This is a genomic window from Pseudomonas sp., from assembly GCF_040514055.1.
Classification (GTDB): Bacteria; Pseudomonadota; Gammaproteobacteria; order Pseudomonadales; family Pseudomonadaceae; genus Aquipseudomonas.
Genome location: NZ_JBEVDL010000064.1, coordinates 190,575 through 216,726, shown reverse-complemented (window position 1 = coordinate 216,726; position 26,152 = coordinate 190,575). Strand labels below are relative to the sequence as shown.

The window sequence follows — 26,152 nt, the reverse complement described above, 5'->3', positions numbered from 1 at the left end:
GCCCGCCGCCATCCGGATTCAAGCATGAACGACGACGTTCAGCGCTGGAAAAACAAATACCTGGAAAACCTCGAAGAGCAGGAGAAGCTCGAGCGCCGTTGGGATACGCGCCTCGACCTGCTGCGCCGCGGCCTGGTGCGCAGCTCCCTGGCCGCCGAAGGCGTGGACAAGGCGGTAGACCAGTGCATGCTGGAAATGCGCGAAATCCTTCGTCGTGAGGACATGGACGCGGGCCTGTCCGCCTTGATTCCACGGCTGGAAAAGGCCGTGCTCGACTCTGAGCAGCGGCGCCAGACCCGTGTCACTCAGGTCACCAGCGGTTTATCCGCCCTGGCCACCCAGCTGCAAGCGCTGGACCTGCCGGGCGAAGTGCGCAAGCCGCTCAAGCGCTTCGCCAAACAATTGGAGGCCCGGGCCGGCCAGGCGCGTGAGATGCCGGCCTTATTGGCGGAGCTGGGTGAGTTGCAACGCCAGGCCCTGGCCCTGCAGCAGGGTCAGGAGGCCGCGCCGCGCCCCGGGCTGCTGCAGCGGTTGTTCGGTAGCCGCGAGGACGGCGGGCCGGCCCCTGAGACCGAGGCGGCCGAGCAGCCGCTACCATTACCGGCGAGCGAGTCCTTACTGGCGGCCGCTGAGCAGGACGAGGAGCCGTCATCGCCAGCGGTGGCGCCCGCCGCGGTGTCTGTCCCCCAGGCCCTGGCGCCGGTGTTGCCTGAGGCACCGCAGGCGCGCCCGCGCGAGATGTCCGAACAGCTGCAGGCGGCGCGATTGGACAGCTTGCCACTGCCGGCTGCGCTGTTGAATCCACCCGCTGCGCCCGAAACGCCCATGGCCGCTGCGCCAGATCCCGAGTATGCCCTGCCCGTTGCCCCCGAGCCGGGCTACAGCGCCATTGCCCAGCATGTCGAGGCGACCCTGGTCGGTCTGCTCGATGAGCTGAGCCTGCCCGAGCGCCACCAGCCCCAGGCCGAGCTGCTGCGCACGCGTATCCAGGCCGGGCTCAACCTCTATGAGCTGGTGCCGGTGCTGGAGGACTTCGCGGTATTGATGCTGGCGATCGCCGATGTCGGCCAGCGCGAGTTCGAAGGCTACCTGAAGCAGCTCAACGAACGCCTGGCGACCTTTCAGGGCAGCCTGCAGGATGCCCACGAAGGTTATGCCGACTCCATGTCGGCGGCCCGTGAGCTGGACAGCGAGCTGCGCGAGCAGGTCAGCGGATTGCACAGCAGCGTGCAGGAAGCCACCGACCTGACCAGCCTGAAACACGTGGTGGAGAACCGCCTGGAGGGGCTGCTCAGCACCATGGAGCAGTTCCAGCGTCAACGCGATGAGCGCGAGCAGGACGTGGTCGGGCGGCTGCAGACGCTGGTCGAACGGGTCGCCAGCATGGAGCAGGAAGCCAAGGGGTTCCGCGAGCACCTTGAGGAACAGCGGCAAAAGGCCTTGTCCGATCCGCTGACCGGGTTGCCCAACCGTGCCGCCTGGAGCGAACGGCTGGAGCTGGAAGTGGCGCGCTGGCAGCGTTATGGCGGTGATCTGCTGCTGGCGATCCTGGACATCGACCACTTCAAGCGGATCAACGACAACTATGGCCACCTGGCCGGCGACAAGGTCCTGAAGATCATCGCGGGCGAGCTGCTCAAGCGTCTGCGTAAAACCGATTTTATCGCGCGTTTTGGCGGCGAGGAATTTGTCCTGTTATTGCCGGCCACACCCTTGGAAGGTGCGCAGCAATTGCTGGAAAACCTGCGCGCGGGCATCGAGCAATGCCCGTTTCACTTCAAGGGCGAGCGCGTCACCATCACCTTGTCCGCCGGTATCAGTGGTTATGCCAGTGGTGAGCTGAGCGACCAGGTCTTTGAGCGGGCCGATCAGGCGCTGTACCGCGCCAAGCGCGGCGGGCGCAACCGGGTCGAAATGGGTTGAAGGCGCTGGACACGCCTTGGGAAACCCCGTGCGTTGCCCATCCGGCGTTTATCCAGGCCCACAAGGCGTATGCCCCGCTCGCGCTCAGGCCACCTGCGGCAGGTAGGGTTGCCAGTTCAACGGAATGGCCTCGAGTCGCGGGTAATGCAGGGCGTCCAGCTGCAACCGCGGCAACAGGAAGGGCGTGTGGCGCAGGTGTTGCGCCACGCTGCGCAGTTCCGGCAGCCAGAGGCTGACGTAGCTGGCATCGGGGTCGTACTGGCGCGCCTGGCGTAGCGCGTTGAACACCCGATTGCGCCGCGGATCGCTACCCACCCCGGCGAGGTAGGCCCAGTTGCCCCAATTGCTCGCCGGGTCATAGTCCAGCAAATGCTCCTCGAACCAGGCCGCGCCGTGGCGCCAATCCTGCTGCAGGTCGTTGACCAGGTAGCTGGCCACCACCTGCCGGCCGCGGTTGGACATAAAGCCCGTGGCGGCCAGCTCACGCATGTTGGCGTCCACCAGTGGAAGGCCGGTGCGCCCTTGGCACCATTGGGTAAAGCGCTGATCCAGCAACACCGGCGCCCGCGCCGTGGCCTTGAGCCCGCCGGCCTTGAACAAGGCGCTGCCATGGCGCACCAGAGTCCAGCGAAAGAACTCGCGCCACAGCAGTTCGACCCACAGGCACTGCGTCGAGGCGTTGGCGCCGTACTGCGCCTCGTGGCGGCGCAGCTCCGCCACGGCGCGCCGCGGCGACAGGCTGCCGTTGGCCAGCCAGGGAGAGAACTTGGACGAATATTCGCTGCCAATCAGGCCGTTGCGAGTGTCCTGGTACTGCCGCACGCCCTGGCTCTCCCACAGGTAGTCGCGCATCCGTCCCTGGGCGGCGGGCTCGCCACCGGCAAAGGGGAAGGCGCTCTCGGGGACGCTCAACGGCTCACCCAGGCCCAGTTGCGACAAGGTCGGCAGTGGTTCGAGCAGGGCCAGGGCACCGTTCGGCAGCGGCGGCAGCCGCTCGGGCGCCGGGCGTGGCTGAAACACCATCAGGCGTTGTTCGATCCGCTCGCGAAACTGGCTGAATACCTGGGGTAGCGCGTCGACCGGGTCCGGCAGCTCCTCTGCCCGCAACAGGCCGTTACCGGGCAGCACCCGCAGTTGCACAGGCCCCAGGGCCGTGCGCAGGCGCTGCAGTTGGCCACGCTCTTCCGGGGCGATTTCCTCGAGGGTCAACACCTGTTGCAGCTCGAGTTCGGCCACCAGGCGTGGGATGACCTGTTCGGCCTTGCCGGGCAGTACCAGCAGGTGCGAGCCGCGCTGGCGCAACGCGCCGTCCAGTGCCGCCAGGCTTTCCAACAAGAAGCGGGCGCGGTGCACGCCCAATCGCCGAACGCCAAAGGCGCCGATCTGGAACTGGGCGATATCCAGTACATACACCGGCAACAACTGCCCCGCCTGGAGCGCGGCCTGTACGGCCGGGTGATCATCCAGGCGCAAGTCCTGTTTGAACCAGAGCAGCTGCTTGTCCATCACGGGTCTCCTCGACGCGTCAGCGTCGGCCGATCCTGTCAGGATACGCCAACCGGCGCAAAGTAGAAGCCTTTGGCCATGCCGCTGGTCTTGAGCCTGTGGGGTGCCCCGGCAGGACGGAAGCTGCTGGCCGGCGAGCCGCGGCTGATTGATAATCACCGCTGTTCGACCCAGTGCTTCACTCGTCCTTCGGCGAGTCGGGGGCTTGGTTCCTGGAGTGCTGCATGGACATCTTCGGCATCGCCGTGCTGATCTTTCTGGTCACCGACCCCTTTGGTAATATCGCGATCTTTCTGGCCGCCTTGAAAAGCGTGGCCCCCGAGCGACGTTTGCGTGTGGCCCTGCGTGAATTGCTGTTCGCCCTGGCGTTGCTGATGGCGTTTCTGACCTTTGGTGACAAGGTGCTCAGTGGTTTGGGGCTGTCCCGGGAGGCGACGGCCATCGCCGGCGGCATCATCCTCTTCGTGATCGCCATGCGCCTGATCTTTCCCACGCCTCAGGGGGTGCTGGGCGACCTGCCCGATGGCGAACCGATGCTGGTACCCCTGGCCACCCCGGCGGTGGCGGGTCCCTCGGCCCTGGCGGTGCTGATGACCCTGCGCAATACCCACCAGGGGCCGCTGTGGGAGCTGTACCTGGCCGTTGCCCTGGCGTGGGCGGCGACCGCCTTTATCCTGTTGCAGGCGTCGTTTCTCCAGCGGTTTCTCGGCGCTCGTGGCTTGACCGCCGTCGAGCGGCTGACCGGTATGCTCTTGATCATGCTCAGTGTCGACATGCTGCTGGACAACCTGCAAAGCGTGCTGCATATCCGCCCATGAAATGTTTCCTGCCAAGCCTGTGCCTGTGCCTGTGCCTGGTCCTGCTGGCCGGGTGCGCCACGGGCCCGTCCGTGGAGACCCGTATTCGCTCGGTCAACCATGACAGTCGAGTGCAGTATGTGGTGTTGCATTACACCTCAGCCGACCTGCCCCGCTCCTTGGCCTTGCTGACCCATGGTGAAGTCAGCAGCCACTACCTGATCGGGGATTCTCCCGCGACCGTCTACCGCCTGGTGGATGAGGATCAGCGCGCCTGGCATGCCGGTGAAAGCGAATGGCAAGGACGGACCTGGTTGAATGCCAGCTCCCTGGGTATCGAACTGGTCAACCCCGGCTACCGCGACACCCCCAACGGACGCGAGTGGTATCCCTATGCGCCGGCGCAGATCGAGGCACTGATCCGGCTGCTCAAGGACCTGGTGCAACGCTATGACATCGCGCCGGAACGTATCGTCGGCCATAGCGACATCGCGCCGTTGCGCAAGCTTGATCCAGGCCCGCTGTTTCCCTGGCAACGCCTCGCCGAGGCCGGGCTCGGGCATTGGCCACCGGCACCGGCGGTGGGGCTGCAACAAGCGCAGTTCGAGCAGCAGCCGCCGACAGTGGTCTGGTATCAGCAACAGCTGTCGCGCCTGGGCTATGCCTGCCCGCAGACCGGCGAGCTGGATGTGGCGACCCGCCATGTGCTGGCCGCCTTCCAGATGCGCTATCGCCCTAGCCGCTTCGACGGTGAGCCGGACGCTCACACGGCGGCGTTGATCCAGGTGCTGCTGCAGATGCAGGCACAACCGGGCTGACGCCTGGCCCGCGATGCCTGCGCGGGTCGGGGCGTCAGGCCTGCCCGAGCATGCTGCGCACCTTGGTTCTCAGCAGGTCCAGGGAGAAGGGCTTGGTGATGGTCGCCACCTTGCTGGGGCGAGCGCTGCCGTGGTCCTCCTCGGCATAACCACTGGCAAACAGCACCGGCAAGTCCGGGCGCAGTTGACGGGCTTTCTCCATCAGCTCACGCCCGCTCATGCCCGGCAGGCTTATATCGGTCATCAGCAAGTCCAGCGGCTGGTCGCTTTCCAGCAGTGGCAAGGCCTGAGTGGCGTCCTCGGCCTCATGCACCTGATAGCCCAGCTCCTCGAGGACCTCGGCCGTCAGCATACGCACCACTTCGTCGTCCTCCACCAGCAGGATGATTTTGCGGTCGCTGGTGGACAGCGGGTCGGCGGTATTGATCTCGGGCATAAGCTTTTCTCGTATTCACTGCAGTGGAAGACGCGCCGCCCGCTCGGGCCACAGGCTGAATCGGGGGCGGCGACTGCGCCAGCGAAGCCGCAGCCGGTTCGCTGCTGGCTAATGGCCGTGAGCCAGGGTATCCCGGGACCAGGCCGCTGGCCATCGATTGAGGGCCCAGGTGGGCGCCACGGATTATCGACACTTTTCGCCATCTCTGTCGTCGAAGACCTGTCTGGTGCGACCCGCACCGGCTTGGGGGGTTCCCTCGGATGTGCAAATTCCGGTTTCCGCCTGTCTTGACCGCCGGACCGTCGGCAGGACGCGGCCCGCGGGAGGAAAGCCGTGCCTTTTTCCCGGACTTTACGGCAGAATCCTTGGTTTTTATCGTCGGTATTCCCAGATGAACAGCCGCGCCGCCATCGATGAGAACAGTTTTCGCCGCATTCTTTTGCGCAACATCACGCTGCCCCTGGGGGTTGGCCTGCTCAGCGCGGTGTTTTTCGTCGGTCTGATTTTCTATCTACTGAGCGTGCTGCGCTGGGTTGAGCACACCGACCGGGTGATCGCCAATGCCCACGAGGCGTTCAAGCTGACCGTCGACCTGGAAACCGGCATGCGTGGGTTCCTGATCAGCGGTGATGAAGACTTCCTGGCACCCTATGAACTGGCCAAGCCGCGTATCGGCGCCGAATTGGAAGGCTTGCGCGAGCTGGTGGCGGACAACCCGACCCAGGTCGACCGCTTGCGGCGCATCCAGGCGTTGCACCAGCAATGGTACGGGTTCGCCCAGGCCATGATCGACATGAAGCGTAAAGGGCAGGATTACCAAGGACAGGTGGGCAGCGGGCGGGGCAAGCAGGTTACCGACGAGCTGCGTCGTGAGTACGGCGATTTCACCAATACCGAGCAGCAACTGCGGGTGACCCGTAACCAGGATGCCAACCAGACGGTCATGCTCACCATTGGCCTGTACCTGGTGTTCAGCCTCAGTTTCAGCGCCCTGCTGGCTGTGCTGGGGCGGCGCGAGCTGCTGCGCCTGTCGGAAAGCTACACCCATTCCCTGCAAGAACAATTGGCCAGCGCCGCGCTGATCGAGCAAAAAGCCTGGCTGCGCAGCGGCCAGAGCCAACTGGCGGAACAGGTACTGGGGCAGTTGACCGTACCGGTGCTGGGGCGCAACGTGCTGCGTTACCTGGCGAGCCACCTGGATATCGCGGTGGGCGCGTTCTATGCGCGCGACGAGCACGTCGGGTTCAAGCGGGTGGCCAGCTATGGCTTTTCCCAGGAGCAGGAAGCCACCGAGCAGCACTTCGGGCCGGCCGAGTCGCTGGTCGGCCAGGCGGCCCAGGAGCGGCGCCTGATCCGCCTGGACGATCTGCCGCACAGTTACCTGCAGGCCAACTCGGGGCTCGGGCAGACGGGCCGGCTAAGCATCCTGATCCTGCCGATCAGCAACGACAACCTGGTCAATGGCGTGCTGGAGCTGGCGTTTCTGCGGCCGATCCAGCCGCGCGATACCGAGTTCCTCGAGTTGATCGCCGATAACGTCGGCACTTCGATCGAAGCCGCGCGTTACCGTGAGCGCCTGCAGGACGTGTTGAGCGAAACCCAGCAGCTCAACGAGGAGCTGCAGGTGCAGCAGGAAGAGCTGCGCACGGCCAACGAGGAGCTCGAAGAGCAGTCGCGGGTGCTCAAGGAATCCCAGGTGCATCTGGAAACTCAGCAGGCCGAGCTTGAGCAGACCAACGAGCAACTGGCCGATCAGGCGCAGGTGCTGGCCGAGCAACGGGATGCCCTGGACGAGAAGAACGGGGCGCTCAACCAGGTGCAACTGCAGCTCGAGGAGCGCGCCCAGGAACTGCAGCGCGCCAGCCTGTACAAGTCCGAATTCCTGGCCAACATGTCCCACGAACTGCGCACGCCGTTGAACAGCTCGCTGATCCTGGCCAAGCTGCTGGCCGACAACCCCCAGGCCAACCTCAGCGCCGAGCAGGTCAAGTTCGCCGAGTCGATCTATTCGGCCGGCAACGACCTGCTGCATTTGATCAACGACATCCTGGACATTTCCAAGGTGGAGGCCGGCAAACTCGAGGTGCGGGCCCAGGACGTACCGATCGAACGCCTGCTGCAGGGCGCGCGCACAGTGTTCGATCCGGTCGCCGCGGACAAGGGGCTGCTGCTGCGCATCGAGCGCGAGGCCGGAGTGCCGGACAGCCTGTACAGCGACCAGCAACGGATCGAGCAGATCCTGAAGAACCTGCTATCCAACGCGATGAAGTTCACCGAGCGCGGCGAGGTGACGCTGAAGGTCGGTCCTGCTGCCGACGGCGGCATCGCCTTTGCCGTCACGGACACCGGGATTGGCATTCGCGAGGACCAGCAAGGTTATATCTTCGATGCCTTCCGTCAGGCCGATGGCACCACCAACCGCCGCTACGGCGGTACTGGCCTGGGCCTGTCGATCTCCCGCGACCTGGCGGCCCTGTTGGGCGGCTCGATCGGCGTGGTCAGCGCCCCAGGCCGGGGCAGTACCTTTACCCTGGTGTTGCCAAGGGAATTCGTTGCGCCCGAGCCGGCATCGCTGGCGACCAGCAGTATGGCGGTCATGCCGCCCGCACTGCCGGTGCGCCAGGAGCCGGTGGCGGTACCGGTGCCGGTCGCGGTGCCGGTGATCGCGCGTTTTGCCGACGACCGTGACCGACTGCCGGCCAGTGGCCGCTGCATCCTGGTGATCGAGGACGAGCCCAAGTTCGCGCAGATCCTCTTCGACCTGGCGCATGAGCTGGGGTATCGCTGCCTGGTGGCCCACGGCGCCGACGATGGGCTGCAACTGGCCGCCCAGTGGCTGCCGCATGCCGTACTGCTGGACATGCGCCTGCCGGACGCCTCGGGCCTGACGGTGCTGCAGCACCTCAAGGACAACCCGGCGACCCGGCATATTCCGGTGCACATGATCTCCGTCGAGGACCGCATGGAGGCGGCGCTGCAGATGGGCGCCATCGGTTATGCAGTCAAGCCGACTAGCCGCGAGCACTTGCGCACGGTATTCGCCAAACTCGAGGCCAAGTTGTCCCAGGAGGTCAAACGTATCCTGCTGGTGGAGGACGACGCCCTGCAGCGCGAGAGCATCGCCCGCCTGATCGGCGACGACGACATCGAGATCACCGCCGTGGAATTCGGCGCCCAGGCCCTCGAGCAACTGCGCGCGAACGTGTTCGATTGCATGATCATCGACCTCAAGCTGCCGGACATGCAAGGCAACGAGTTGCTCAAGCGCATGGCCAGCGAGGAGATCCGCTCCTTCCCGCCGGTGATTGTCTACACCGGTCGCAACCTGACTCGCGCCGAAGAAGTCGACCTGATGAAGTATTCGCGCTCGATCATCATCAAGGGCGCCCGTTCGCCCGAGCGCCTGTTGGACGAGGTCACGCTGTTTTTGCACAAGGTCGAGTCGCAGCTGTCCAGCGAACGCCAGAGCATGCTCAAGACCGCGCGTAACCGCGACAAGGTTTTCGAGGGACGGCGGATCCTGCTGGTGGACGACGATGTGCGCAATATCTTCGCCCTGACCAGCGCCCTGGAATACAAGGGCGCCCTGGTCGAGGTGGCGCGCAACGGCCGTGAAGCCCTGGAGAAGCTGGAGAGCGTGGCGGATATCGACCTGGTGCTGATGGACGTGATGATGCCGGAAATGGACGGTTATGAAGCCACCCAGCAGATTCGCCAGAACCCGCTGTGGCGCAAGTTGCCGATCATCGCCGTGACGGCCAAGGCGATGCGCGACGACCAGGACCGCTGCCTGGCGTCGGGTGCCAACGACTACCTGGCCAAGCCCATCGACCTGGACCGGCTGTTTTCGCTGATCCGGGTCTGGTTGCCGAAACTGGAACGCATCTGATGGTGATCGACGGTAACGCCGAGATCGAGTTGCGCTTGCTGATCGAGGCCATCTATCTCAAGTACAACTACGATTTTCGCGACTACTCCGGTGCCTCGCTGCGGCGCCGGGTCCGCCACGCCCTGGTGCAATTCGGCTGCCCGACCATCACAGCGCTGCAGGAGCAGATCCTCCACCGACCCAGCGCCTTTATGCAGCTGCTGCAGTACCTGACGATCCCGGTCAGCGAGATGTTTCGCGACCCCGGTTATTTCCTGGCCTTGCGCGAGCAAGTGGTACCCCTGCTACGCACCTACCCGTCGGTGAAGATCTGGGTCGCTGGCTGCAGCACCGGCGAGGAGGTCTATTCGCTGGCCATCCTGTTGCGCGAGGAGGGGCTGCTCGAGCGCACCATTCTCTATGCCACCGACATCAATCCGCTGTCCCTGGAGAAGGCCGAGCGCGGTATCTTCGCCCTGGATAACCTGCGCACCTATACCCGCAACTACCAGAAGGCCGGCGGGCAGTGCGCGCTCTCCGACTACTACACGGCGGCCTATGAGGGCGCGCTGTTCGACAAGTCCTTGCGCGAGAACATTATCTTCGCCGATCACAGTCTGGCCACCGACAGCGTGTTTTCCGAAACCCAGTTGATCTCCTGTCGCAACGTCCTTATCTATTTCAACAAAACGCTGCAGGACCGCGCCTTTGGCCTGTTCCACGAGTCGCTGTGCCATCGCGGCTTCCTCGGTTTGGGCAGCAAGGAGAGTCTGGATTTTTCCAGCTACGCCAAGCGCTTCGATCCCGTCGACCGGCCTCAACGGATCTTCCGTAAATCATGAGGCCGGTGGCGGTTGATCCGCACTTCGCGGCCCGTGCGCGCACCCTGCACGCGGTGGTGGTCGGTGCCTCGGCGGGCGGTGTCGAGGCGCTGCTGCAGATTTTCGCCGACCTGGGGGCGGACTTTCACTTGCCCATAGTGGTCGTTCTGCACCTCCCGGATGACCGCCTCAGCCAACTGGCCGAGGTGTTCCAGCAACGCTTGCCGCTGCGGGTCAAGGAAGCGGACGACAAGGAAACCCTGGCCCGGGGTGTCCTCTATTTCGCGCCGCCGGGTTACCACCTGTCGATCGAGCGCGATCACAGCCTGTCGCTGAGTCGGGAGGAGCCGCTGCACTATTCGCGTCCGTCGATCGATATCCTCTTCGAGTCGGCGGTGGAGGCGTTCGATGCCGGGCTGCTTGGCATCCTGCTGACCGGGGCCAGCCATGACGGGGCGGCGGGCTTGGCGCGGATCAAGGCGCAGGGTGGTCTCACGGTGGTGCAGGACCCGCGCCAGGCACTGGTGGCGACCATGCCGGAGGCGGCGCTGGCGTTGCATCAGCCGGATTACCTTTTGCAATTGGCGGATATTCGAGCGCTGCTCGTCGAGTTGGACAAAACCCTATGCTGAGCAAAATCCAAACCAAACTGCTGATCGTCGACGATCTGCCGGAAAACCTGCTGGCGCTGGAGGCGCTGATCCGCGCCGAGGGGCGTCAGGTGTTCCAGGCCCGCTCCGGCGACGAGGCGTTGGCCCTGTTGCTGCAGCACGAGTTCGCCTTGGCGATCCTCGATGTGCAGATGCCCGGCATGAACGGTTTCGAACTGGCCGAGCTGATGCGGGGCACCGAGCGCACCAAACATATCCCGATCGTCTTCGTCAGCGCCGCCGGGCGCGAGTTGAACTACGCCTTCAAGGGCTATGAAAGCGGCGCGGTGGACTTCCTGCAAAAGCCGCTGGACGTGCACGCGGTCAAGAGCAAGGTGACGGTGTTCGTCGAGCTTTACCGCCAGCGTCAGGCGATCAATCGCCAGGTCGAGGCGTTGGAACAGAGCCGCCAGGAGCAGGAGACCCTGCTCTGCGAGTTGCGCGCCACCCAGGATGAATTGCGCCAGGCGGTGCGCATGCGCGACAACTTTATGTCGATTGTTGCCCACGAGCTACGCACGCCCCTCAATGGTCTGATCCTGGAAACCCAGTTGCGCAAGCTGTACCTGGCCAAGGGCAGGGCGGAAGCCTTCACCCTGGACAAGCTGCATGCCATGACCGACCGCGATGAACGGCAGATCACCAGCCTGATCCGGCTGATCGAAGACATGCTCGATGTATCGCGTATCCGTACCGGCTCACTGTCCATTCGGCCCTCTCAGGTCGACCTCGCGCAGCTGGTCACCCAGGTGCTCGAAGGCCTCTCGGCGCAGATCGCGGCGGCGGGCTGCACGGTGTCCTTGCAGGTCGAGGCTGCAGTGTCGGGTTGCTGGGACGAGTTTCGCATCGAACAGGTGATCGTCAACCTGCTCACCAACGCCATGCGTTATGGGGCCAAGCGACCGATCGCGGTCAGGGTCGCGGACGCCGCGAGCCACGGCATCATCGAAGTCCGCGATCAGGGCATTGGCATCTCGGCGGACAATCAGGCACGCATCTTCCAGCAATTCGAGCGGGTGTCGTCCAGCGGCGTCAGTCAGGGGCTGGGCTTGGGCCTGTATATCACCGAACAGATCGTCAAGGCCCACCACGGCTGGATCGAGCTGCAGAGTACCGAGGGGCAAGGCTCGACCTTTAGGGTCTGCCTGCCGCTGGCCGCCGCGTCAACAGTCTGAACTAACCCAAGCGCGGCGGTCGAACGCCTAGAACCGCAGGGAAAACCCCTCGCCTCGGGCTGCCAGCACCCCGTCAGGGGGCCTGTGGCCGATCTCCTTCCCATCACTGCTGAAGGCCCTGTGTGATGAGCCAAGCTTCCGGAAAAATCATATTGGTGGTCGAGGACGAAGCGATCTTTCTGCAGATCCTCGTCGAGTACCTCGACGGTGAAGGTTACCGCGTGCTGCAGGCGGGTTCGGCGCAGGAGGCCTTCGCCATCCTGGCCAGCAAACCGCAACTGGACCTGTTGATCACCGATTTTCGCCTGCCTGACGGCGTGACCGGGGTGATGATCGCCGAGCCCGCGCTCAAGCTGCGTCCGGATTTGAAGATCATCTATATGAGCGGTGAACCCGAGGCCATTTTCGCGTCCGGGACCCCGACCATCGCCCTGGCGCCCATCCTGGCTAAACCCTTTACGCTGCGGCGACTGCACAGCCAGATCCAGTCGATGCTGTCCTGAACCCTGGCCTGCGTTGGGTGATTTCCAAGCGCTATCGTGCAAATTGCAATCCGTAAAAAACCTCGCTCATGCAAGATGCAATCTGCCAATCAGGGCTTATCTGGTAAATTATTGATTTGTAAGGATTTATTTAGGTATTTAAGTTGGCACGGCGCCTGCTATTTCAGTTCCATGATCTGATTCAGCGATGGAGACGCCCCAATGAACACCCTTGTAAACCTCTTGAGTGCCACTGCCGTGATCCTCACTGGCGCCTTTGCCTCCAGCCCCTTCGACGCCGCCCCTGCTCCGCAGTCGGTGCAACGGGCCGTGGCGACAGAGGCAGCGCAAGGGCGTGAAGACCTTCAGGTGCAGTCCGCCGCGGATCCCCAATGGCTGACCATCAGCGACGTTCGTGGGTCGGTTACCGATGAGCAGTCGCCGATGCAACGCTGGGTCTTCTGAAGCTGCGCAACGATTGATGCACAGCCCTTGCCCTCCGTGCGGGCGGGCCGCCCGGAGCGTTGGTCCCCGCCGCCGTATTCAAGGAACACCCTATGTCCAAGACTGCCCTGGTTTTACTGATGCTGAGCCTGCTGGCTGGCGCACTGCTGTTGTTAACGCCGCCGCTCGACCCTCTTATGCTTGGCCTGGTCAAACTGACCCTGGGTCTCAGTGTGGGCGCGCTGGTCGCCGCGCTGGCCGTTGGGCGGCGCTTCAAGTTCGACCCGATCCTGCGCTGATCCCAGCCGCAGCCTCAGCCTCGGACCGTGGGCGAGGTCAGAGCAACTGGGTGATCACCAGGCCCAGCACCACAGCCAGCACCAGTACGCCGATAAACAGACCCGCACGCCCGCGACCGGCGACAGGCGCTGAAGCCTCTGCAGGCGCTGAGGCAACCGACACACCTGGCGGCGAGCTGCGCTCGGCGCGCGGCCCGTCCGTCGGAGCCTCGGTTCTGACGGGCCGTGCTGCAGCAGCGATCGGCACGAACAGCGTGGCGTCTTCGTCCTGTTCCGGGGCCTGTGTCACTTTCGGCCCTATCACCAGCAAGCGCACCGCGCCCATTTGCAGCTGATCGCCCGCCTGCAGCACCGCGGTGGTAATTTTCTGCCGATTGACGAAGACCCCGTTGGACGAGCCGAGGTCCTTGACCTCGAGGCTTTCGCCTTCCACAAAAAACTCGCAATGACGACGCGATAGCTCCAGGTCGCTGAAGCACAGGTCGCATTTCACCGAGCGGCCGAAGGTCAGCGAGGCGGTTACCGGAAATTTCTTGCCTTCCTGTTCGCCCTGAATCACCTGCAGAAACCAGCGGGGCATGGCGTCGTTGCGTTGCGGTGTCTTGCTCGGGTTGATCAGGTCAAACTCCACCGAGCCGAGTCGAATACAGTCATTGGCCCGCACCTGATAGCGGCCGCTGACCCGCTCGCCGTTGACGAAGCTGCCCTCCTGGCTGCCGCAGTCGAACAGGTAGTAGAGCCCCTGTTCCTGGCGGATTTCCGCATGGAAGGGGCTGATACCGCTGTCTTCCAGGACCAGGTCGTTCTTGCCGTATTGGCCGAGGGTAAAGCGCTCGTCCGCTAGCCAGATAGGCGCTTGGCGGTGGTCCTTGAATTGCAGTTTCAACATGTTTGAAGTCCTGTATCGGGGCGCCCGCCGAGTACGCGGCGACCCATCATCAAGAAGGGCGGCAGTGGCCGTGCAGCCCTGGGGCAGGTTGCAGGCGGTGGCGAATCAATTGATCAGTTTGTTCCAGATCCGTTTCAACGGATTGGTCGAACGTCGGAAGGGTGGCACATTGCTCGCACGCTGGCCCTGTTCATTGGTCTGCAGCAGGCCCTGCAGGGCCGGGTTGTCCGGCGCCAGTTCGAGGCCCTGCTGGATATACTCCAGCCCTTCAGCGTAGGCATGTCGCGCGTGAGCGTCCTCGGCCAGCTGCACATGCATCTCGACCACCCGTTGCAGGCCAGCGGAGGCGGCTTCGTTGGCCGGATCCAGCTGCAGCGCCTGATTGAAGAAAAATACCGCGTTGTCGTAGGCCGGAGTCGTCAGGTGGCCGTCGACTATGGCTTGCTCGGCCCGCCCCAGCAGGCGTGTCAGGCGCGCCTCGAAGACCCGCTGCAGGCCCTGTTCAGCCTCGCGGTTGTCGCTGTCGAGCAACAGCGCCTGGTGGTAGAAATAATCCGCGTTGTCCCGCTCCGGCTCGATCAGTTTGTTCTCCGCCAGGCGCTGTTCGGCCTGGTCGATCAGCCCGGCGACCTGCATTTTCAGACGAATGGCCCAGCCTGCCGCCAGCAGCAGCCCGACCAGCACGGCCAGGCCGACGGCGGCCAGCAGTGACCTGGGCGCAGTCCAGCGGCTGGGCGCTGGCGTTTTCGCCGCGCCCGCTACCGCCGTACGGCGCAGCTGGGTGATGTCGGGTGCGTCGTCCAGCAGGCGATCGAGGTCGTCGAGCAGCGCCTGGCAGTCGGCATAACGGTCGGCGGGCTGCTTGGCCAGCATGCGGTCGAGCAGCGGCTGGAATCGGCTCAACTCCTGGGGCAGCGCCGGAATCTGCATCTGCAGGTGATTGAGTACGGTCTGGGTGTAATGGCTACCCCGGTAACTGTTCTCGCCACTGAGCATTTCCAGCAGGATCACGCCCAGGCTGTAGATGTCGCTGCGCTGGTCGAGCGCCTCGCATTGGGCCTGCTCCGGGCTGCTGTAAGAGGGGCTGCCCACGGCGATGCCGAAATGGGTCAGCTCGTGATCGATGCTCAGGTCCTTGGCGATGCCGAAGTCACTGATGACCACGGTGCCGTCCAGGCGAAAGAGGATATTGGCCGGCTTGATGTCGCGGTGCACCAGGCCCTGCTCATGCACCAGCGCCAGCCCCGCGGCGATCTGCCGGGTGATGTCCAGGGCGCGCCCCGGCGCCAGGCGGCTGCCCTTGTGCTGGCTGAGGTCGCCGCCGGGCACATACTCCATGGCAATGTAGTAGCGGCTGTCGTCGAGGCGGTCGATGTCATGGATGGTGATGATGTTAGGGTGGTGCAGCGAGGCGACGAGCTTGGCTTCGTTGACGAAACGTTGCAGAAACGTCTGGTCCTGGGTGTTGAGCAGGACCTTGATGGCGACCTTGCGCTGCAGGGAATCCTGGGTGGCCAGATAGACTTCGGCCATGCCGCCCTGGCCCAGGCGGCGGTGCACCGTGTAACCCGGTATTTCGATCAAGGCCTCATTCATGGCGTAGACCTCGCGTATCGCGGCCGGGGCGCCTGCCCAGCAGCCGGCTCAGCCAGCGCCGGGTCCGGGCGCCAAGCCCGGTGGGCAGATCCAGGGCCAGCACGCTGCAGGAAATATTGTCATGGCCGCCCAGGGCGTTGGCCTGCTCGATCAGGTTGTGCACCAAGGCCGGCAGGTCGGTGCTGTGGTCAGCGATGCGCTGGATCTGTTCATCGGTCAGTTCGCGGTTCAGGCCGTCGCTGCACAGCAGCAAGCGTTCGCCCGGCGCCAACCGGCCCTCGATCAGGCCAACGTCCAGCGGCACGCTGTCCTGACCGAGGCACTGGTTGATCAGGTTCTTCTTCGGGTGGTGACGGGCTTGGGTTTCCGTCAGCTCGCCGGCGTCGATCAGCGTCTGCACCCAGCTGTGGTCCTTGGTCAACGGCTGGATATGGCCGCGGCGCAACAGGTAGGCGCGGCTGTCGCCGATCCAGGCCAGTTGATACTGGTGGCCCGTAAAGTGCACGGCGACCACGGTGCTGCCCATGCCCTGGCTGCCCGCTGTTTCAGCGGCCGCGGCGAGAATGGCCTGGTTGGCCGCATGGATCGCCTCGACCAGGTTGCCACCGGCCCGCACGCAGTCCTGCAGGGTCTGGGCGGCAAGGGCGCTGGCGACTTCCCCGCGCTGGTGCCCACCCATGCCGTCGGCGATGGCCCAAAGGCCCAGGGCCGGGCAACAGAGCAGGCTGTCTTCGTTGTGATGGCGCACACGGCCAACCACCGTCTGCGCGAAGGCGTCCAGGCGGGGCAGGGAAGAGGTCAGGGGCATGGGGGCGGGGACAGCCTGGTCAAGGGTTGGGACGACGCCCACACAGGCGTCGGGCCAGGGCCGACGGCGGGCACATGGCCATTATTTTCGCATGGTTGAGGGCGGGCCGAAAAGTGCGCTGCCAGGCTTTTTTGCCGGTGCCATGGGCGGCTCGGCAGGCCGTCCACGCCTCTGGGCGAACGGGGCCTCAGAGCGGCAACGCCATATAGAACTGCGAGCCCTGACCCGGTCTGGAATAGACGCTGATACGACCGCCGTGCAGTTGCACTATCTCTTTGCACAACGCCAGCCCCAGGCCGGCACCGCCTTTTTTCCGACCTATCTGTACAAAGGGCTCGAAGATTCGCGCCTGTTGGCTGAAATCAATGCCTTCGCCGTTGTCCTGCACGCTGATGATCACCCGCTCGCCATGCCGGCGCGCCTGCAAGTGGATCTGACCGCCGGCGCTGCTGTGGCGAAGGGCGTTGGCCAGCAGGTTGTCCAGTACCCGCTCGATCTGCAGGCGGTCGAGGTTGATGTGCGGCAGCGGCTGCTGCACTTCGGCCTGCAAATGGATGCCTCGCTCGCTGGCCTGGGCCAGGAAGCGTTGTTGGGTCTGGCCAATCAGTTCGTCGAGGTCGCAGGGAGCCAGCTCGAGCTTCTGCAGGCCATTCTGGTAGCGGGAGAAATTCAGCAGGTCGGTGATCAACCGCACCAGGCGCAGCATTTCCTCGTTGACGGTCTGAATCAGGTCGGCCTCGCGCGAGCCTTCGGCGAAGCTCAGGCGCTCTTGCAAGAGGCTGAACGCCATGTGCATGCCGGTCACGGGGGTGCGCAGTTCATGGGAGGCACGCAGCACGAATTCGCTGCGCACCCGTTCGAAGGCGCGTTGTTCGGTTACGTCGCGCAGCACCATGACCGCGCCGACGCTGCGACCGTCGATATGGCAGACCGGCGTCAGCGACCAGGCCAGCAAGCGATTTTCACCGGCGGTTTCCACCGGCAGGTCCTCGGGTGCCTGCTCCAGCAGCTCACCCCTGAGCACCCGTTGGGTCGCCTCGTCCAGCTCGGGCCGCGCCAGCACTTCGCCCAAGCTTTGGCCATGGGGATCGTGCTGCCAGAACAATTGCCGGGTGGCGACCGGATTGGCATGTTCGATCCGGCCCTGGGCGTCGATGATCACCAGGCCGTCGTCAATGCTGTCGAGGACCGCCTGCAAGCGCCGCTGGCTGGCGCGCAGCTCCTCGATATCGGTCGCCTTGTGATGGCGCAGGGCTTCGGCCATCAGGCCAAAGCGCCGGCTGAGCAGGGCCATTTCGGCCACCGGTGACTCCGGCAAGGTCACTTCGAAGTTACCCTGGCCGATGCGGTCGGCGGCTTTGGCCAGCACTTCGATGGGCGCGCCGAAGCGCCGGGCGATGCTCTGGGCCGTCAGCACGCCAATCGCCAGTACGGCGATGCCCAGCAGGCCGAGCAGGCCAGCGATCAGTTTGGCGCGCTCACGGGCCTGGGCTTCCGCTTGGCTGACGCTGTCGATCGCCTGCTGTTGCAGGTCGAGCATGTGCTTGCGCACCTCGTTGAAGGCCTCGCTGAAGTCATTCCCGTCGAGCAGGGTCCAGCGCATGCTGGCCGGTTGCGCCACCACCTGCTGGAATCGCTGGTAGGCCTTGTCGATGCGCAGAAACCCCGCGCGCGCGCGCGCGCTGCGGCCGCTCATGCCCTCCCGGAGTACCGCCTTGAACTGCGCCTGGGAGGCTTGCAGCTTGCCCAGGTCCGGGTTTTCGCTGAGCAAGATGACCAACTGATCGCCCAGGCCCTGGCGCAGCTTCTGGCTCAGGTCGATGGTGGTGAAGTTATGCTGGATCAGGCTCTCCTGGGCCTGGGCCATGTGCATCACGCTGATCACCCCGAGCAGCAGGCCGAGCAAGGCCACGGTGATCAGGGCGGAAAAGCTGAGGAACAGCCGGGTACGCAGGGTCATCGCCAGCTTCATAGGTTGTACTGTTTACGTTTGCGGTACAGCGTCGAGGCGTCGATGCCCAGGGTGCGGGCGGCTTGGTCGAGGGTGTCGCTGGTGGCCAGCACCGCACCGATATGGGCCTTCTCCAGGGCTTCCAGGCTGAGGTCGGCGCCGACACGCGGGGTGTTGCTGGCCGGTTGTGCGCCCAGGCCGAGGTGGCTGACCTCGACCTGTTCCTGGGTGCAAATGATGCTGGCGCGTTCGATGACGTTACGCAGCTCGCGGATATTGCCCGGCCAGCGGTAGTCCAGCAGGGCATTGCGTGCTTCCTCGCTGAAGCCGCGGGCAGGGCGTGCGTAGTCCTTGACGAAACGCGCGAGAAAACGTTCGGCCAGCACCATCACGTCATCGGTGCGCTCACGCAGCGGCGGCAACTTGAGCGTAATGACGTTCAGGCGATACAGCAGGTCTTCGCGAAAACGCCCCTCGCGGACCATCTCGTCCAGGTTCAGGTTGGTGGCGGCGAGGATGCGCACATCGGCGCGGCGGGTCACCGGGTCACCCACCCGCTCGTATTCCTTGTCCTGGATAAACCGCAGCAACTTGGGCTGCAGGCTCAGGGGGAAATCGCCGATCTCGTCGAGGAACAGGGTGCCACCATCGGCCTGGCTGACCCGCCCCAGGGTGCTCTCACTGGCGCCGGTGAACGCTCCACGGCTGTGGCCGAACAGCTCGCTTTCCATCAGTTCGGCGGTCAACGACGGGCAGTTGATGGTCACCGAGCCTTTTTTGGCGCGCTGGCTCCAGCCGTGAATGGCCCGTGCCAGCTCACCCTTGCCGGTGCCGGACTCCCCGAGGATAAGGATGTTGGCATCGGTTCCGGCCACCTGTCGCGCGGTTTCCAGCACCGCCATCATGACCGGGCTGTGGGAGTCCAGATCGTCGCCCGGCTTGCGCACTTGGCCTTCGAGCACTTCCAGGCGCGCGGCCAGCTGGCGGATTTCCAGCTGTTTGGCGGCCGCCATGCGCAGTTGATCAGGGCTGCACGGTTTGACCAGGTAGTCGGCCGCACCGGCTTGCATGGCATCCACCGCGGTATCGATGGCGGAGTGGGCGGTGACGATCACCACGCGCATCCAGGGTGCCTGCAGACGCATTTGCGCCAGCACATCCAGCCCATTGTCCTCGCCCAGGCGCAGGTCCAGCAGGCACAGGTCGAAGACCTGACGCTGCAGCAGGGTCTCGGCTTGCGCGGCGCTGGTGGCCGTCGCCACGTTATAGCCCTCGTCCTCCAGGCAGTAACGGAAGGTGCGCAGGATCGCCGATTCATCGTCGACCAAGAGGATGCGGCCATTTTTCGGGGTGGGCTGTTCCATGTTCACTCTCAATCAGTTTTACGAAGCTTGAGTGTTAGTCACGCAAAGCTCGTGCAAGTTGCACGGTCCATTCTCGCCCATCCTGCAAGCTGCATGAGGCTCGGTTGCAGGCTTATTTATTAAGTTATTGATAAATAACAAATTTATATTTGAAAAAAAGCTGGCACAGGGCTTGCCATATAACTCGTATGGAAGGCCCGAGCGGCCTCCCGCCGAATATCAACAAGGAGAGACTCCATGCATCAGCTGAAGAAAATTGCCCTGGCTACCGCGGCCGCCACATTGATCGGGATGACCCCGATGATCGCCCACGCTGCCGACGGTGATGTCTCTGTAGAGCTCCGCGAAGCCCGCCAGGAAGGCTCGTTGTGGACGGCTTACGCCCTGAATCGGCACCTGAGCCCGTTCAGCATCGATGTTGATGTGGAGAACGGCGTCGCCATTCTCACCGGTACCGTCGAAAGCGAAGTCGACCGTGAGTTGGCCGAGCAAGTCGCATTGGGTATCGAGGGCATTAAGAAAGTCGATAACAAACTGGTCATTGATGGCAAGTATGAGCCTAAGGCACGTACCGAGCCGAGCATGTCCCAGCGTTTCGACGATGCCACGCTGACCGCTACGGTCAAGTCGAAGTTGTTGTGGAATAGCAGCACCGAAGGCCTGGATATCGATGTCGACAGTAAAAACGGCGTGGTCACCCTGACCGGTGAGGCGCAATCCTCCGCCGCCAAGGACCTGGCCGGCCGGCTGGCCGACAACACCGATGGCGTGCGCAAGGTGGTCAACAACCTCAAGGTCAGTGGTACCCCGAGCACCGCAGCCAAGGTGCAGACCACCGCGGACGAGGCCGGTGACGCCATTTCCGATGCCTGGATCACCAGCAAGGTGAAATCCACCTACCTCTACAGCCGCCACCTGGACGGTCTGGATATCTCGGTAGAGACCAAGGCTGGCCAAGTTCAGCTGGGCGGTGCGGTTGCCACTTCCGCCGAGAAAGATCTCGCCGTGGAGATGGCCAAAACCATCCGCGGTGTACGCAGTGTGAATGCCAGCGCCGTGAAGGTGCTGGGCAGCTAAACCCGACGCCGGATCAGTGGATCCGCGAACACCGGTGGGGTTGCCGACTACCCGGCAACCCGCCAGCCCAGACAACCCTGACATGAGAGAAATCATTATGAGCAGTCAAACTTCGCAACTGAACGAACTGATCGAAATCACCCGTGATGGTCAGCGTTTCTACGAACACGCCCATGACGAAGTCAAGGACGTGCAACTCAAGACGCTGTTCCGCGACATGTCCCTGGCCAAGACCCAGGTGATTCAGGCGTTGGCGGTGAAAGTCGCGGCCAACCACGAACAACCCGCTCAGGGCGGCACCATGATGGGCAAGCTGCGTCAGGTCTACGCCGATACCAAGGCCACCCTGTCCAGCGATGAAGGCGCCACCTACGTCGCCCAGCTCGAGGACACCGAAGACCGCATTCTGCATGCCTTCGAAGATGCCATGAAGGACGCCGAGCCGGATGTCCGCGCCTTACTGGCAGTAGAAATGCCCAAGGTCCGTGCCTGCCACGACCGCATGCGCAACCTCAAGCTGGCCATGAAGTAACCCGCCAGCACGTTTTTCCGGGGCACGGAGGCCCCGGGTTATTCATGGATGAATGAGGCAACGGCGTTTTACGCCATGTGGGCAGCTCTGGAACTACCGGGTTGCGCCTATTCCCCCTGCAGGAGAGTCATCATGTTGAGTTGGGCCATTACCTTTCTGATTATCGCCATCGTCGCCGCTGTACTGGGCTTTGGTGGTATTGCGGGCACCGCTACCGGTATCGCGAAAATCCTTTTCGTCGTATTCCTGGTGATGTTCGTGGCATCGCTGATCTTTGGCCGTCGTGGTCGGGGCTAGGCGCTTTTATGAAACCTCTGTTCCGGTACGCCAGCGCCCTGTTCCTGGGCGCCAGCGTTACCCTGGCGGCCCACGCCGCCGATACGGATGGGCAGTTTCGCCTGAATGAACTGCTTAGCACGGATGCCCAATACCGCGAGACCTGGCAGGAAACCTTGCACGAGGAAGAACGTCTCCCCGAGTGGGTGATGAACCTCAGCGGCCAGGCCGAGCCGATGAAGGCGTTGATCGGTGACGGTGACAAGTACCTGGTGGGTCAGCTCTGCGACCCCGCCCAGTGTTTCCACCAGCGCCTTTTTGTGGCGTTCAGCTGGGATAAACAACAGGCCTACGCCCTCTGGGTGCAGACGCCTAAAGGCCTGCCGGCCGACAAGTCGCCGAGTCGCCACGCGACTTACCGCTGGTTCGGTGAGCCGGACGAAGGGATGCAGGCCCTGCTTAAAGAGCAGCTCAAGGCCGATCCCCACTGGTATTGACGGGCAGCCCCGCGGTTAGCGGGGCGTCTGCCGCATCTCCCCCACACCCCGCTGGCTCCTGGCGTCATTTGCGCGTCTTGGGTTAAATCCAGGTCGCTACGCCGTGCAGCGTGGATGACCGATCCGCCCCCCGCCGCTATCATCCCCACCGCAGCTTCTCGGGGGATGGATCATGCTCAACGGCCTTTGGCTGGGTTTTTTCGTGGTGGCCGCGGTGGCCGCACTGAGCCGCTGGTTGATCGGCGGCGACGCGGCTGTATTTGCCGCCATGGTCGAGAGCCTGTTTGCCATGGCCAAGCTCTCGGTCGAGGTGATGGTGCTGTTGTTTGGCACCCTGACCTTGTGGCTGGGCTTTCTGCGGATCGCCGAAAAAGCCGGATTGGTGGATATCCTGGCGCGCCTGCTGGGCCCGCTGTTCGCCCGGCTGATGCCGGGTGTGCCGCGCGGACATCCGGCGCTGGGTCTGGTGACCCTGAGTTTCACCGCCAATGGCCTGGGGCTGGATAACGCCGCCACGCCCATTGGCCTGAAGGCCATGAAGGCCCTGCAGGAGCTCAACCCGAGCAAGACCGACGCCAGCAACGCGCAAATCCTGTTTATGGTGATGAACGCCTCGTCTTTTGTGCTGTTGCCCGTGTCGATCTTTATGTACCGCGCCCAGGCCGGTGCCACCGATCCGGCTCTGGTGTTTCTGCCCATTTTGCTGGCCAACAGCGTGTCGACCATGAGCGCGCTGCTGGCCGTGGCCTTTATGCAGCGCCTGAAGATCGCCGACCCGGTGATGCTGGCCTGGTTTGGCGGTGCCGCGCTGTTGTTGGGTGGGTTTATGGCGATACTCGCCGGCCTCTCCGCCACGGCGCTGACCGCGTTGTCGTCCTTGCTCGGTAACCTGACCCTGTTCGGCTTGATCCTGAGTTTTCTGCTGCTCGGCGCGCTGCGACGGGTGCCGGTATACGAAAGTTTTGTCGAGGGGGCCAAGGAAGGTTTCGAGGTGGCGAAGAACCTCCTGCCCTACCTGGTCGCGATGCTCTGCGCGGTGGGCGTACTCCGGGCCTCGGGGGCGCTGGACGTGTTGCTGGACGGGATCCGCTGGTGCGTCGAGGGGCTGGGCTGGGACACGCGCTTCGTCGAGGCCTTGCCCACCGGCCTGGTCAAGCCCTTCTCCGGCAGCGCGGCGCGGGCCATGTTGATCGAGACCATGCAGACTCAGGGCGTCGACAGTTTTCCCGCGTTGGTGGCGGCGACCATGCAGGGCAGTACCGAAACCACCTTCTATGTGCTGGCGGTGTATTTCGGCTCGGTGGGCATCCAGCGCGCGCGCCACGCGGTGGGCTGCGCCCTGTTCGCCGACCTGGTGGGCATACTGGCCTCGATTGCGGTGTGTTACTGGTTCTTTGGCTGAGCCTTGTTGCGCAGGTGGTAGGTCAACGCCATGCCCACACACCGCTGCAGGGCGCCGAGTGGTGGCACGGCGTCCTGGTCGAACACCAGGCTGCGGCTGCCGATGCAGTGGAATACCCCGGGAAAGGCCAGGCCGATGGTCTCGACCAGGTCGGTGCGGCAATTGAAGTGCAGGGCGTAGTGCGCGGGTTGCGACGGCTTCCAGCCCAGGCGCAAGGTACTGCCGCTGTGGGACTGGGTCGTCAGATAGGCCGGCTCGCCCCACTTCAGGCATTCCTCCAGGGGCCCCACACCCGGCGTTGCCGCTGCGGTTTCGAAGATCAACTGGCGCAGGTTCAGCAGGCGCGCGCGAATCTCGCTTGGGTAGGCGGCGAACACGGTTTGCACGGCGGGCTGGTGGAAAGGCTGCACGGCGCAGTCCCTACTGCGACCAGACAGCCAGTCGGTTGCCACTAGGGTCGGCGAACTCAAAACGCCGGCCGCCCGGAAAACTGAAAATGGCCTGCAGTATCTGCCCGCCCGCCGCGCGTACCCGCTCAAGGCAGGCCTCCAGATCGCTGGCATAGAGCACAATCAGGGCGCCCTGGCCGACCGGCGAGTCGGTGGTGAAGCCGCCTTCCAGGCGGCCATCGCTGAAGCTGCTGTAGTGCGGGCCGTAGTCGGTAAAGGTCCAGCCGAAGGCCTTGGCATAAAAGCTTTTGATCGGTTCCAGTTGGGTGGCGCCAAACTCGATATAGTCGATGCGGCGGTCGTGCTCGGGGGTACTCATTCAGGATCTTCCTTGGGGTGGGGAGGACCGTTTTTACATGGGCGGTCGGGGGCTTGTCCAATCGAAGCGGGCCACCCGTCGAGTTCAGTCGACCGCCGACTCCTCGGCGTGCAGGCCGCCGGTTTCGGCGGCTTCCAGCACCACGTAGGCGCTGCTGCAGAACAGCGAGTTGAGGCGCTTCATGTCGGCGATCAATTCCAGGTGCAGGGCGCTGGTTTCGATGCTGCGCACCACTTGCTGGTGCAGGCGGCCGACATGGGCATGGGCCAGGCGGCGCTCGTGGGCGCGGAACCGGCGTTTTTCCTTCAGCAGTTGGCGAGCACTGGCGCGGTCGCCGGAAAAAAACACCGACAGGCCCAGGCGCAGGTTTTCCAGCAATTGGGTGTGCATGCCGGTCAGCTCTTCCAGGCCGCTTTCGGAAAAACCGTGGCGTTGGGCGGTTTTCTGGTCCTGGATCTTGCCCAGCATCCGTTCGAGGATAGCGCCCGCTTGTTCCAGGTTGACCGCCATCTCGATGATCTCCGCCCAACGCCGCCGATCGTGTTCGCTCAGGGCCTCCTGGGGCACCTGGGCCAGATAGAGTTTCACCGCGTTGTAGAGGGCCCCCACCCCCTCGTCCAAACGCCGCAGTTCCTGGTTCTGTACCAACTGGTTGTTGCGCAGCACTTCGAGTAGTTGACTGAGCATGGTCTCGATCAGGTCGCCGATGCGCAAGGTTTCGCGCACCGCATTGGCCAACGCCAGGCTCGGGGTGACCAGCGCCGTCGGGTCGAGGTGGCGTGGGCGCATCGCGCCGTTCTCTTCAATGCGGTCAGGCAACAGCCAGGTGCAAAACCGCGCCATCAGGCCGACGCTGGGCAGCATCAGCAGGCAGCGCAGGCTGTTGTAGAGCAGGTGGAAACCAATCACCAGTTCCTGGGGGCTGAAGGTCAGGGCGTCCAGCCAGCCCACCAGCGGGTCGAGCAGCGGCATCACCAGCAGCAGGCCGATCACCTTGTACAGCAGGCTGCCCAGCGCCACCCGCCGGCCCGCCGGGCTCTGCATGCTGGCGTTGAGAAAGGCCAGGATACCGCTGCCGATATTGGCGCCGATTACCAGCCCGATGGCCACCGGCAGGCTGATCAAACCGGCCCCGGCCAGTGTCGCGGTCAGCAGCACCGCGGCCAAGCTCGAATAGGAAATCAGCGCAAAGAGCGCACCGACCAGCGCATCGAGCAACAGGTCACCGGTCAGCGACGCGAACAGCACCTTGATCCCCTGGGCCTGAGTGATCGGCGTGGCGGCGCTGACGATCAGCTCCAGCGCCAGGATGATCAGCCCCAGGCCGATGGCGACCCGGCCAAGCTGGCCGGCGCGGGTTTGCTTGCGCGAGAGGAAGAACACCACGCCGAGGAAGATCAGCAGCGGCGACAACCATGACAGGTCGAAGGTCAGTACCCGCGCCATCAGCGCGGTCCCCACGTCGGCGCCGAGCATGATCGCCAGCGCCGGGGTCAGGGCCATCATGCCCTGCGCCACGAAGGAGGTCACCAGCAGCGCCGTGGCGTTGCTGCTCTGCACCAGGGCTGTCACGCCGATGCCGGCGGCGAAGGCCAGCGGGCGACGGTCGACGTTGTGCCGCAGCACCTTGCGCAGGTGCGAGCCATACACCCGCAGGATGCCGGTGCGCACGATATGAGTGCCCCAGATCAACAAGGCGATGGCCGACAGCAGGTTGAGCAGGGTCAGCATCCAGCGGTTCCCCGGCGCCAGGCCCTGGGCGCGCCTCTGCCA

The 26,152-nt window shown here is 64.1% G+C and carries 25 protein-coding genes; 15 read left to right on the top strand and 10 right to left on the bottom strand.

Annotation, left to right across the window (positions count from 1 at the left end):
- The first annotated feature begins 24 nt into the window (after positions 1 to 24).
- Positions 25 to 1,923 carry a diguanylate cyclase gene (locus ABWY06_RS15710; RefSeq protein ID WP_353926493.1) on the top strand — a complete coding sequence of 633 codons (1,899 nt, stop codon included), beginning with the start codon at positions 25 to 27 and terminating at the stop codon, positions 1,921 to 1,923.
- A gap of 84 nt (positions 1,924 to 2,007) precedes the next feature.
- Here ABWY06_RS15710 and ABWY06_RS15705 read toward each other — a convergent pair whose 3' ends face one another.
- The gene (locus ABWY06_RS15705) at positions 2,008 to 3,429 is read right to left on the bottom strand and encodes a DASH family cryptochrome (protein WP_353926492.1); all 1,422 of its coding nucleotides are present in this window, start codon (positions 3,427 to 3,429) and stop codon (positions 2,008 to 2,010) included.
- A gap of 224 nt (positions 3,430 to 3,653) precedes the next feature.
- On the opposite strand from ABWY06_RS15705, the gene ABWY06_RS15700 reads away from it, so the two are divergent.
- Complete coding sequence (locus tag ABWY06_RS15700) at positions 3,654 to 4,247, top strand: MarC family protein (protein ID WP_353926491.1); 594 nt, start codon at positions 3,654 to 3,656, stop codon at positions 4,245 to 4,247.
- Positions 4,244 to 5,044: an N-acetylmuramoyl-L-alanine amidase gene (locus ABWY06_RS15695; protein ID WP_353926490.1), complete on the top strand. Its 801-nt coding sequence runs from the start codon at positions 4,244 to 4,246 to the stop codon at positions 5,042 to 5,044. The genes ABWY06_RS15700 and ABWY06_RS15695 overlap by 4 nt, the downstream gene beginning before the upstream one ends.
- A 34-nt stretch (positions 5,045 to 5,078) precedes the next feature.
- Here the strand turns inward: ABWY06_RS15695 and ABWY06_RS15690 are convergent, their stop codons facing one another.
- Positions 5,079 to 5,480, bottom strand: coding sequence for a response regulator (locus tag ABWY06_RS15690; RefSeq protein ID WP_353926489.1), 402 nt, complete (start codon positions 5,478 to 5,480; stop codon positions 5,079 to 5,081).
- 391 nt (positions 5,481 to 5,871) lie between these two features.
- Between ABWY06_RS15690 and ABWY06_RS15685 the strand changes: the two genes are divergently transcribed.
- From ABWY06_RS15685 to ABWY06_RS15655, 7 genes are all read left to right on the top strand, one after another.
- Complete coding sequence (locus ABWY06_RS15685; protein ID WP_353926488.1) at positions 5,872 to 9,369, top strand: response regulator; 3,498 nt, start codon at positions 5,872 to 5,874, stop codon at positions 9,367 to 9,369.
- The gene (locus ABWY06_RS15680; protein WP_353926487.1) at positions 9,369 to 10,190 is read left to right on the top strand and encodes a CheR family methyltransferase; all 822 of its coding nucleotides are present in this window, start codon (positions 9,369 to 9,371) and stop codon (positions 10,188 to 10,190) included. Before ABWY06_RS15685 ends, ABWY06_RS15680 begins: the two co-directional genes overlap by 1 nt.
- The gene (locus ABWY06_RS15675) at positions 10,187 to 10,801 is read left to right on the top strand and encodes a chemotaxis protein CheB (protein ID WP_353926486.1); all 615 of its coding nucleotides are present in this window, start codon (positions 10,187 to 10,189) and stop codon (positions 10,799 to 10,801) included. Before ABWY06_RS15680 ends, ABWY06_RS15675 begins: the two co-directional genes overlap by 4 nt.
- On the top strand, positions 10,795 to 11,994 hold the full coding sequence (locus ABWY06_RS15670) for a hybrid sensor histidine kinase/response regulator (protein WP_353926485.1): 1,200 nt from the start codon (positions 10,795 to 10,797) through the stop codon (positions 11,992 to 11,994). Before ABWY06_RS15675 ends, ABWY06_RS15670 begins: the two co-directional genes overlap by 7 nt.
- A 125-nt stretch (positions 11,995 to 12,119) precedes the next feature.
- The gene (locus ABWY06_RS15665) at positions 12,120 to 12,497 is read left to right on the top strand and encodes a response regulator (RefSeq protein WP_353926484.1); all 378 of its coding nucleotides are present in this window, start codon (positions 12,120 to 12,122) and stop codon (positions 12,495 to 12,497) included.
- A gap of 201 nt (positions 12,498 to 12,698) precedes the next feature.
- Positions 12,699 to 12,941, top strand: coding sequence for a hypothetical protein (locus ABWY06_RS15660; protein ID WP_353926483.1), 243 nt, complete (start codon positions 12,699 to 12,701; stop codon positions 12,939 to 12,941).
- A 92-nt stretch (positions 12,942 to 13,033) separates the two neighbouring features.
- Positions 13,034 to 13,219: a PA3371 family protein gene (locus ABWY06_RS15655; RefSeq protein ID WP_353926482.1), complete on the top strand. Its 186-nt coding sequence runs from the start codon at positions 13,034 to 13,036 to the stop codon at positions 13,217 to 13,219.
- 37 nt (positions 13,220 to 13,256) lie between these two features.
- Here ABWY06_RS15655 and ABWY06_RS15650 read toward each other — a convergent pair whose 3' ends face one another.
- The 5 genes from ABWY06_RS15650 to algB all read right to left on the bottom strand — a co-directional run bounded on the left by ABWY06_RS15650 (position 13,257) and on the right by algB (position 19,827).
- On the bottom strand, positions 13,257 to 14,108 hold the full coding sequence (locus tag ABWY06_RS15650) for an FHA domain-containing protein (RefSeq protein ID WP_353926481.1): 852 nt from the start codon (positions 14,106 to 14,108) through the stop codon (positions 13,257 to 13,259).
- A gap of 105 nt (positions 14,109 to 14,213) precedes the next feature.
- The gene (locus ABWY06_RS15645) at positions 14,214 to 15,704 is read right to left on the bottom strand and encodes a serine/threonine-protein kinase (RefSeq protein ID WP_353926480.1); all 1,491 of its coding nucleotides are present in this window, start codon (positions 15,702 to 15,704) and stop codon (positions 14,214 to 14,216) included.
- The gene (locus ABWY06_RS15640) at positions 15,697 to 16,512 is read right to left on the bottom strand and encodes a PP2C family protein-serine/threonine phosphatase (protein ID WP_353926479.1); all 816 of its coding nucleotides are present in this window, start codon (positions 16,510 to 16,512) and stop codon (positions 15,697 to 15,699) included. The genes ABWY06_RS15645 and ABWY06_RS15640 overlap by 8 nt, the downstream gene beginning before the upstream one ends.
- Positions 16,513 to 16,699: 187 nt before the next feature.
- Positions 16,700 to 18,484 (bottom strand): KinB sensor domain-containing domain, encoded by a 1,785-nt coding sequence (locus ABWY06_RS15635; protein WP_353926478.1) that lies wholly within the window; start codon positions 18,482 to 18,484, stop codon positions 16,700 to 16,702.
- Complete coding sequence (gene algB / locus ABWY06_RS15630) at positions 18,481 to 19,827, bottom strand: sigma-54-dependent response regulator transcription factor AlgB (protein ID WP_353926477.1); 1,347 nt, start codon at positions 19,825 to 19,827, stop codon at positions 18,481 to 18,483. Before algB ends, ABWY06_RS15635 begins: the two co-directional genes overlap by 4 nt.
- A gap of 237 nt (positions 19,828 to 20,064) precedes the next feature.
- Between algB and ABWY06_RS15625 the strand changes: the two genes are divergently transcribed.
- The 5 genes from ABWY06_RS15625 to ABWY06_RS15605 all read left to right on the top strand — a co-directional run bounded on the left by ABWY06_RS15625 (position 20,065) and on the right by ABWY06_RS15605 (position 23,611).
- The gene (locus ABWY06_RS15625; RefSeq protein ID WP_353926476.1) at positions 20,065 to 20,904 is read left to right on the top strand and encodes a BON domain-containing protein; all 840 of its coding nucleotides are present in this window, start codon (positions 20,065 to 20,067) and stop codon (positions 20,902 to 20,904) included.
- A gap of 97 nt (positions 20,905 to 21,001) precedes the next feature.
- The gene (locus ABWY06_RS15620; RefSeq protein ID WP_353926475.1) at positions 21,002 to 21,436 is read left to right on the top strand and encodes a PA2169 family four-helix-bundle protein; all 435 of its coding nucleotides are present in this window, start codon (positions 21,002 to 21,004) and stop codon (positions 21,434 to 21,436) included.
- 132 nt (positions 21,437 to 21,568) lie between these two features.
- Positions 21,569 to 21,733: a DUF1328 domain-containing protein gene (locus tag ABWY06_RS15615; protein ID WP_353926474.1), complete on the top strand. Its 165-nt coding sequence runs from the start codon at positions 21,569 to 21,571 to the stop codon at positions 21,731 to 21,733.
- An 8-nt stretch (positions 21,734 to 21,741) separates the two neighbouring features.
- The gene (locus tag ABWY06_RS15610; protein WP_353926473.1) at positions 21,742 to 22,209 is read left to right on the top strand and encodes an inhibitor of vertebrate lysozyme family protein; all 468 of its coding nucleotides are present in this window, start codon (positions 21,742 to 21,744) and stop codon (positions 22,207 to 22,209) included.
- 172 nt (positions 22,210 to 22,381) lie between these two features.
- The gene (locus ABWY06_RS15605; RefSeq protein ID WP_353926472.1) at positions 22,382 to 23,611 is read left to right on the top strand and encodes a spore maturation protein; all 1,230 of its coding nucleotides are present in this window, start codon (positions 22,382 to 22,384) and stop codon (positions 23,609 to 23,611) included.
- On the opposite strand, the gene ABWY06_RS15600 is transcribed toward ABWY06_RS15605, so the two are convergent.
- From ABWY06_RS15600 to ABWY06_RS15590, 3 genes are all read right to left on the bottom strand, one after another.
- A complete protein-coding gene (locus ABWY06_RS15600) occupies positions 23,593 to 24,021 on the bottom strand; it encodes a DUF1801 domain-containing protein (protein ID WP_353926471.1) in 429 nt (142 codons plus the stop codon). The two genes, ABWY06_RS15605 and ABWY06_RS15600, sit on opposite strands and share 19 nt — an antisense overlap.
- Before the next feature lie 10 nt (positions 24,022 to 24,031).
- Positions 24,032 to 24,379, bottom strand: a complete 348-nt coding sequence (locus ABWY06_RS15595; protein WP_353926470.1) for a VOC family protein — start codon at positions 24,377 to 24,379, stop codon at positions 24,032 to 24,034.
- 84 nt (positions 24,380 to 24,463) lie between these two features.
- Positions 24,464 to 26,110 (bottom strand): Na/Pi cotransporter family protein, encoded by a 1,647-nt coding sequence (locus ABWY06_RS15590; RefSeq protein WP_353926469.1) that lies wholly within the window; start codon positions 26,108 to 26,110, stop codon positions 24,464 to 24,466.
- Positions 26,111 to 26,152 lie beyond the last annotated feature (42 nt).

Coding starts and splice junctions, on each gene's coding strand:
- ABWY06_RS15710 (WP_353926493.1), top strand. CDS start 25: ATGAACGACGACGTTCAGCGCTGGAAAAACAAATACCTGGAAAACCTC.
- ABWY06_RS15705 (WP_353926492.1), bottom strand. CDS start 3,429: ATGGACAAGCAGCTGCTCTGGTTCAAACAGGACTTGCGCCTGGATGAT.
- ABWY06_RS15700 (WP_353926491.1), top strand. CDS start 3,654: ATGGACATCTTCGGCATCGCCGTGCTGATCTTTCTGGTCACCGACCCC.
- ABWY06_RS15695 (WP_353926490.1), top strand. CDS start 4,244: ATGAAATGTTTCCTGCCAAGCCTGTGCCTGTGCCTGTGCCTGGTCCTG.
- ABWY06_RS15690 (WP_353926489.1), bottom strand. CDS start 5,480: ATGCCCGAGATCAATACCGCCGACCCGCTGTCCACCAGCGACCGCAAA.
- ABWY06_RS15685 (WP_353926488.1), top strand. CDS start 5,872: ATGAACAGCCGCGCCGCCATCGATGAGAACAGTTTTCGCCGCATTCTT.
- ABWY06_RS15680 (WP_353926487.1), top strand. CDS start 9,369: ATGGTGATCGACGGTAACGCCGAGATCGAGTTGCGCTTGCTGATCGAG.
- ABWY06_RS15675 (WP_353926486.1), top strand. CDS start 10,187: ATGAGGCCGGTGGCGGTTGATCCGCACTTCGCGGCCCGTGCGCGCACC.
- ABWY06_RS15670 (WP_353926485.1), top strand. CDS start 10,795: ATGCTGAGCAAAATCCAAACCAAACTGCTGATCGTCGACGATCTGCCG.
- ABWY06_RS15665 (WP_353926484.1), top strand. CDS start 12,120: ATGAGCCAAGCTTCCGGAAAAATCATATTGGTGGTCGAGGACGAAGCG.
- ABWY06_RS15660 (WP_353926483.1), top strand. CDS start 12,699: ATGAACACCCTTGTAAACCTCTTGAGTGCCACTGCCGTGATCCTCACT.
- ABWY06_RS15655 (WP_353926482.1), top strand. CDS start 13,034: ATGTCCAAGACTGCCCTGGTTTTACTGATGCTGAGCCTGCTGGCTGGC.
- ABWY06_RS15650 (WP_353926481.1), bottom strand. CDS start 14,108: ATGTTGAAACTGCAATTCAAGGACCACCGCCAAGCGCCTATCTGGCTA.
- ABWY06_RS15645 (WP_353926480.1), bottom strand. CDS start 15,704: ATGAATGAGGCCTTGATCGAAATACCGGGTTACACGGTGCACCGCCGC.
- ABWY06_RS15640 (WP_353926479.1), bottom strand. CDS start 16,512: ATGCCCCTGACCTCTTCCCTGCCCCGCCTGGACGCCTTCGCGCAGACG.
- ABWY06_RS15635 (WP_353926478.1), bottom strand. CDS start 18,484: ATGAAGCTGGCGATGACCCTGCGTACCCGGCTGTTCCTCAGCTTTTCC.
- algB (WP_353926477.1), bottom strand. CDS start 19,827: ATGGAACAGCCCACCCCGAAAAATGGCCGCATCCTCTTGGTCGACGAT.
- ABWY06_RS15625 (WP_353926476.1), top strand. CDS start 20,065: ATGCATCAGCTGAAGAAAATTGCCCTGGCTACCGCGGCCGCCACATTG.
- ABWY06_RS15620 (WP_353926475.1), top strand. CDS start 21,002: ATGAGCAGTCAAACTTCGCAACTGAACGAACTGATCGAAATCACCCGT.
- ABWY06_RS15615 (WP_353926474.1), top strand. CDS start 21,569: ATGTTGAGTTGGGCCATTACCTTTCTGATTATCGCCATCGTCGCCGCT.
- ABWY06_RS15610 (WP_353926473.1), top strand. CDS start 21,742: ATGAAACCTCTGTTCCGGTACGCCAGCGCCCTGTTCCTGGGCGCCAGC.
- ABWY06_RS15605 (WP_353926472.1), top strand. CDS start 22,382: ATGCTCAACGGCCTTTGGCTGGGTTTTTTCGTGGTGGCCGCGGTGGCC.
- ABWY06_RS15595 (WP_353926470.1), bottom strand. CDS start 24,379: ATGAGTACCCCCGAGCACGACCGCCGCATCGACTATATCGAGTTTGGC.
- ABWY06_RS15590 (WP_353926469.1), bottom strand. CDS start 26,110: ATGCTGACCCTGCTCAACCTGCTGTCGGCCATCGCCTTGTTGATCTGG.